The sequence below is a fragment of the Kitasatospora sp. NPDC001539 genome, from assembly GCF_040298565.1.
Lineage (GTDB): Bacteria > Actinomycetota > Actinomycetes > Streptomycetales > Streptomycetaceae > Kitasatospora.
In genome coordinates this window covers 1-4614 of the sequence record NZ_JBEPAK010000375.1, presented here as the reverse complement: position 1 = coordinate 4614, position 4614 = coordinate 1, and the positions used below count along the sequence as shown (strand labels likewise).

Genomic DNA, 4614 nt, shown 5'->3' with positions numbered 1-4614 from the left:
GGCGCCGGTCGCCCGGTCGCCGGGGGGTCGGGGTGGCCCGGGGGGACACCGACGGGGGCCCGCCGCGATCGCTCGCGGCGGGCCCCTGGTCGTGCCTCAGGTCACTGCACCGGGATGATCGTGGTCAGCCACTCGAAGGCGCTCGGGACCATCTTCTTCCACATCTCGGTGGTGTGCGGCCCGGTGCTCTCCTCGACCTGCACCTTGGTCGGGTCCTTGGCCGCGGCGGCGATCGCCTGGCCGTCCTCGTAGCCGTCGCCCTTGGCGCCGCTGACCAGCAGGGCGACCTTCGGCGGCTGCTGGGCGGTCTTGAGGATGTTGACCGGGTTGTTGGCCTCGCGCAGCTTCGGGTCCTTGCCGACCAGCGAGTCCCCCTCGGTCGCCGGGTCGTTGTAGCCGGACATCGCGATGCCGGCCCGGTAGCGGTTGGGGTGGGCCAGTGCCAGCTTGGCGGCGCAGTGGGCGCCGGCCGAGTACCCGGCGATCGCCCAGCGGTCCGAGGACGGGTCCGCGCGGAAGTTGTCCATCACCATCTGCGGGACGTCGCGGGTGATCCAGGCGTCGGCGTTGACCTTGCCGGGGATGTCGGTGCAGCCGGCGTCCTGGTGGTTGCCCAGCAGCACGGTGCGGGGCGAGACCAGGATGAACGGGGCGACCTTGCCCTGCTGCATCAGCGGCTTGAGCTGCTCGGACACCTTGAGGGTGCCGTACCAGGTGGAGGAGGAGCCGGGGTAGCCCGGGATCAACTCGACGACCGGGAACTTCTTGTCCTTGAACGCCGGGTCGTTGTACTGCGGCGGCAGCCAGACCAGCACCTCGCCGTCGACGCCGGAGACCTGGCCCTTCAGCTCGGTCTTCTGAACGTCACCGGGCACCGCCGGGTCGTTCACGCCGCCGAACTTCTGCAGCACCTTCGGCGGCTGCTTGCCGCCGTCCCCGGACTGGCCGTTCCGGCCGCCCGCGTCCGCCGGCGGCACCGAGGGCACCGCGCGGACGTGGTTTCCGGTGCCGAGCAGGTCGTCCCAGTTGCCGTAGATCAGGTTGGCGTTGTTCACCATGACGAAGACCATCAGGACGGCCGTGACCTGGCAGAACATGATCATGACGAGTCGGAGGAGCACCCGCACCGGCTGGGGGCCCCGCACCTTCCCCCAGAACAGCAACGCCACTGCGATGGACACCGGCACCAGGATGACGGTGAGGATGAAGAATGGCGTACCTGTCAGTTCCATCAAGTTCTCGTATCCGGATCGCTCGCCGCCCGGGCCCCACTCGCCCGGACGCACGTCAATGTCATCAGACGGCTGGGAACCGGTGATCGGTTGCCGTCCGAATCTGTGCGGAACCTGAGAGGAACATCACGTTGCGGTGATGCTCCAGCTTCGGATCGGCGCTTAGTCTGCCACTCGGACGGCTGTGGTCCGGACCAGATGTTCAGCGAACTACCAGGAAGGTCCCCCCGGGCACCTTACAACCCGCGCCGCCCGCGCCGCTGGGCGAGGCGGTGCGAGACCGCGCGGCCGGGCCAGAGAGACTATGGGGATGAGCACAACCCGCTTTCGCCCGTCCCGCCGCTTCTGGCCCGTGTGCGCCGTCCTGGCCCTCGCGGTCACCGCGGCCGGTTGCAGCAGTACCGGAGGCAGACGCGCCGAGGAGGCCCGCGCCAAGGCCGCGGCCGCCGGTGGCAGCGCCGTCACCACCCCGCGCTGGAAGGTCGCCATGGTGACCCACGCGGGCGCCGGCGACGCCTTCTGGGACAGCGTGCGCAAGGGTGCCGAGCAGGCCGCCGCCAAGGACAACATCACCTTCCTGTACTCCAACGACGCGCAGACCCAGAACCAGGTCCAGCTCGTCCAGGCGGCCATCGACCAGAAGGTGGACGGCCTGCTGGTCACCCTCGCCAAGGGCGACGCCATGGCCGACGTCCTCCGCAAGGCCGAGGCGGCCGGCATCCCGGTCATCACCGTCAACTCCGGCCAGGAGTTCTCCGCCAGGTTCGGCGCGCTCACCCACATCGGCCAGGACGAGGCCACGGCCGGGCAGGCCGCCGGCGCGGAGCTGGCCTCCCGCAGCCGCAAGAACGTCCTCTGCGTGATCCACGAGCAGGGCAACGTCGGCCAGGAGCAGCGCTGCTCCGGCGCGCAGTCCAAGTCCGGCGCCGCGTTCCAGGTGCTCTACGTCAACGGCGTCGACATGCCCGACGCCCGGGCCGCGATCTCCGCCAAGCTGCAGTCCGACCCGGGCATCGACACCGTCCTCACCCTCTCCGGTCCGATGGCCGCCACCGGGCTCCAGGCCGTCCAGGACGTCCACCGCAACGTCGAGGTGGACACCTTCGACCTCGGCCAGCAGGTGGTGGCCGGCCTCAAGTCCGGCAGCGTCGGCTTCGCCGTCGACCAGCAGCCCTACCTCCAGGGCTACGAGGGCGTCGACCTGCTCTGGCTGTACAAGTCCAACCTGGACATGCTGGGCGGCGGCAAGCCGGTCGCGACCGGCCCGCAGATCCTGACCAAGGACGACGCCGACGCGCTCGCCGAGTACGTCGCGAGGGGGACCAGGTGAGCACCCCCGACCTCCTCGCCGGGGACGGCCTGCTCCAGGACCGCCCGGCGCCGCTGCGGCGGCTGCTCGCCCGCCCGGAGCTCGGCTCGCTGATCGCCGCCGTCGCGGTCTTCGCGGTCTTCGCCGCCGTCGCCGAGCCCTTCCTGCGGGTCTCCTCGCTGGGCACCGTGCTCTACGCGGCGTCCACCATCGGGATCATGGCGGTGCCGGTCTCGCTGCTGATGATCGGCGGCGAGTTCGACCTGTCGGCCGGCGTGCTGGTCACCACCGCGGCGCTGACCTCCTCGATGGTCTCGTACCAGTTCACCGCCGTCACGTGGGTCGGCGTGCTGGTCTCGCTGGCGACCGCGCTGGCGATCGGCTGGTTCAACGGCTGGATGCTCGGCCGCACCAAGCTGCCCAGCTTCATCGTCACCCTGGGCACCTTCCTGATGCTGACCGGTGCCAACCTGGGCGTCACCAAGGCGATCTCCGGGACGGTCTCCACCAAGTCGATCGCCGACATGCAGGGCTACGCGTCCTGCCGCTGGCTGTTCGCCTCGGAGGTGAACATCGGCGGACTGACGGTCAAGGCCACCGTCTGGTGGTGGCTGGGCCTGCTGGTGGTCGGCAGCTGGGTGCTGCTGCGCACCCGCTTCGGCAACTGGATCTTCGCCGTCGGCGGCGACGCGGCGGCCGCCCGGGCGGTCGGCGTCCCGGTGGCGCGGACCAAGACCGCGCTCTACCTCGGCGTCGGCTTCGGCGCCTGGGTGCTCGGGCAGCACCTGCTGTTCTCCTTCGACACCGTGCAGTCCGGTGAGGGCGTCGGCAACGAGCTGATCTACATCGTCGCGGCCGTCATCGGCGGCTGCCTGATCACCGGCGGCTACGGCTCGGTGGTCGGCTCCGCGCTCGGCGCGCTGATCTTCGGCATGGCCAGCAAGGGCATCATCTACGCCCAGTGGAACCCCGACTGGTTCAAGTTCTTCCTGGGCGCGATGCTGCTGCTGGCCGCGCTGCTCAACGCCTACGTCAAGCGCCGGGCGGAACGGGGGCCGCGGTGAACACGGGACCGGACACGGGAGCGGTGAACACGGGAACGACGGGCACGGAACCGGCGGACGGGGCGCTCCTGGCGCTCGAAGGCGTCGGCAAGACGTACGGGACGGTCCGCGCGCTGCAGGACGTCTCGCTGACCCTGCGGGCCGGCGAGATCAGCTGCGTGCTGGGCGACAACGGGGCCGGCAAGTCCACCCTGATCAAGATCATCTCCGGGCTGCACCAGCACGACGAGGGCAGCTACACCATCGGGGGCGAGGAAGTCCGCCTCCAGTCCCCGCGGCAGGCCCTGGACCGCGGGATCGCCACCGTCTACCAGGACCTCGCCGTCGTCCCGCTGATGCCCGTCTGGCGCAACTTCTTCCTCGGCTCCGAGCAGGGCATGCGCCGCTGGGGCGGGCTGCGCCTGGACGCCGACGGCATGCGGGCCACCACCCGCCGGGCGCTCGCCGAGATGGGCATCGACCTGCACGACGTCGACCGGCCGATCGGCACCCTCTCCGGCGGCCAGCGCCAGTGCGTGGCGATCGCCCGCGCCGTGCACTTCGGCGCCAGGGTGCTCATCCTGGACGAGCCGACCGCGGCGCTCGGCGTCAAGCAGTCCGGGGTGGTGCTCAAGTACGTCACCGCGGCCCGCGACGCCGGGCTCGGGGTCATCCTGATCACCCACAACCCGCACCACGCCTACCTGGTCGGGGACCACTTCACCCTGCTCAAGCGGGGGCGGATGGCGGGCAGCCACCCGCGCGAGGAGATCGGCCTGGAGCAGCTCACCACCGAGATGGCGGGCGGATCCGACCTCGCCGAGCTCTCGCACGAACTGGCCCGACCGGCGGCTACAGCGCGTCGGCGGAGCGGACCTCGAAGCGCTCGCCGTCCGCCCAGACCACCTCGCCCTCCAGCGGCGGCAGACCGGCCGGCTCGGCGTGCACCACCGCCAACGACTTCAACTGGAACGAGGGCGGCTTCAACAACTCCCAGCCCTTCTACCTCTCCTCGGCCGGCTACGGCGTC

At 70.8% G+C, this 4614-nt stretch carries 3 protein-coding genes and 1 pseudogene; 3 read left to right on the top strand and 1 reads right to left on the bottom strand.

Going from position 1 to position 4614, the window contains the following annotated elements:
• Positions 1 to 101 precede the first annotated feature (101 nt).
• Positions 102 to 1232 (bottom strand): alpha/beta hydrolase, encoded by a 1131-nt coding sequence (locus ABT247_RS31925; RefSeq protein ID WP_350749734.1) that lies wholly within the window; start codon positions 1230 to 1232, stop codon positions 102 to 104.
• Positions 1233 to 1542: 310 nt separating this feature from the next.
• On the opposite strand from ABT247_RS31925, the gene ABT247_RS31920 reads away from it, so the two are divergent.
• The 3 genes and pseudogenes from ABT247_RS31920 to ABT247_RS31910 all read left to right on the top strand — a co-directional run.
• Positions 1543 to 2562, top strand: coding sequence for a substrate-binding domain-containing protein (locus ABT247_RS31920; protein WP_350749732.1), 1020 nt, complete (start codon positions 1543 to 1545; stop codon positions 2560 to 2562).
• Positions 2559 to 3605: an ABC transporter permease gene (locus ABT247_RS31915; protein WP_350749730.1), complete on the top strand. Its 1047-nt coding sequence runs from the start codon at positions 2559 to 2561 to the stop codon at positions 3603 to 3605. Before ABT247_RS31920 ends, ABT247_RS31915 begins: the two co-directional genes overlap by 4 nt.
• A gap of 23 nt (positions 3606 to 3628) precedes the next feature.
• Positions 3629 to 4438, top strand: a pseudogene (locus ABT247_RS31910) (ATP-binding cassette domain-containing protein); the annotation flags it as partial.
• Positions 4439 to 4614 lie beyond the last annotated feature (176 nt).

Coding starts and splice junctions, on each gene's coding strand:
- ABT247_RS31925 (WP_350749734.1), bottom strand. CDS start 1,232: ATGGAACTGACAGGTACGCCATTCTTCATCCTCACCGTCATCCTGGTG.
- ABT247_RS31920 (WP_350749732.1), top strand. CDS start 1,543: ATGAGCACAACCCGCTTTCGCCCGTCCCGCCGCTTCTGGCCCGTGTGC.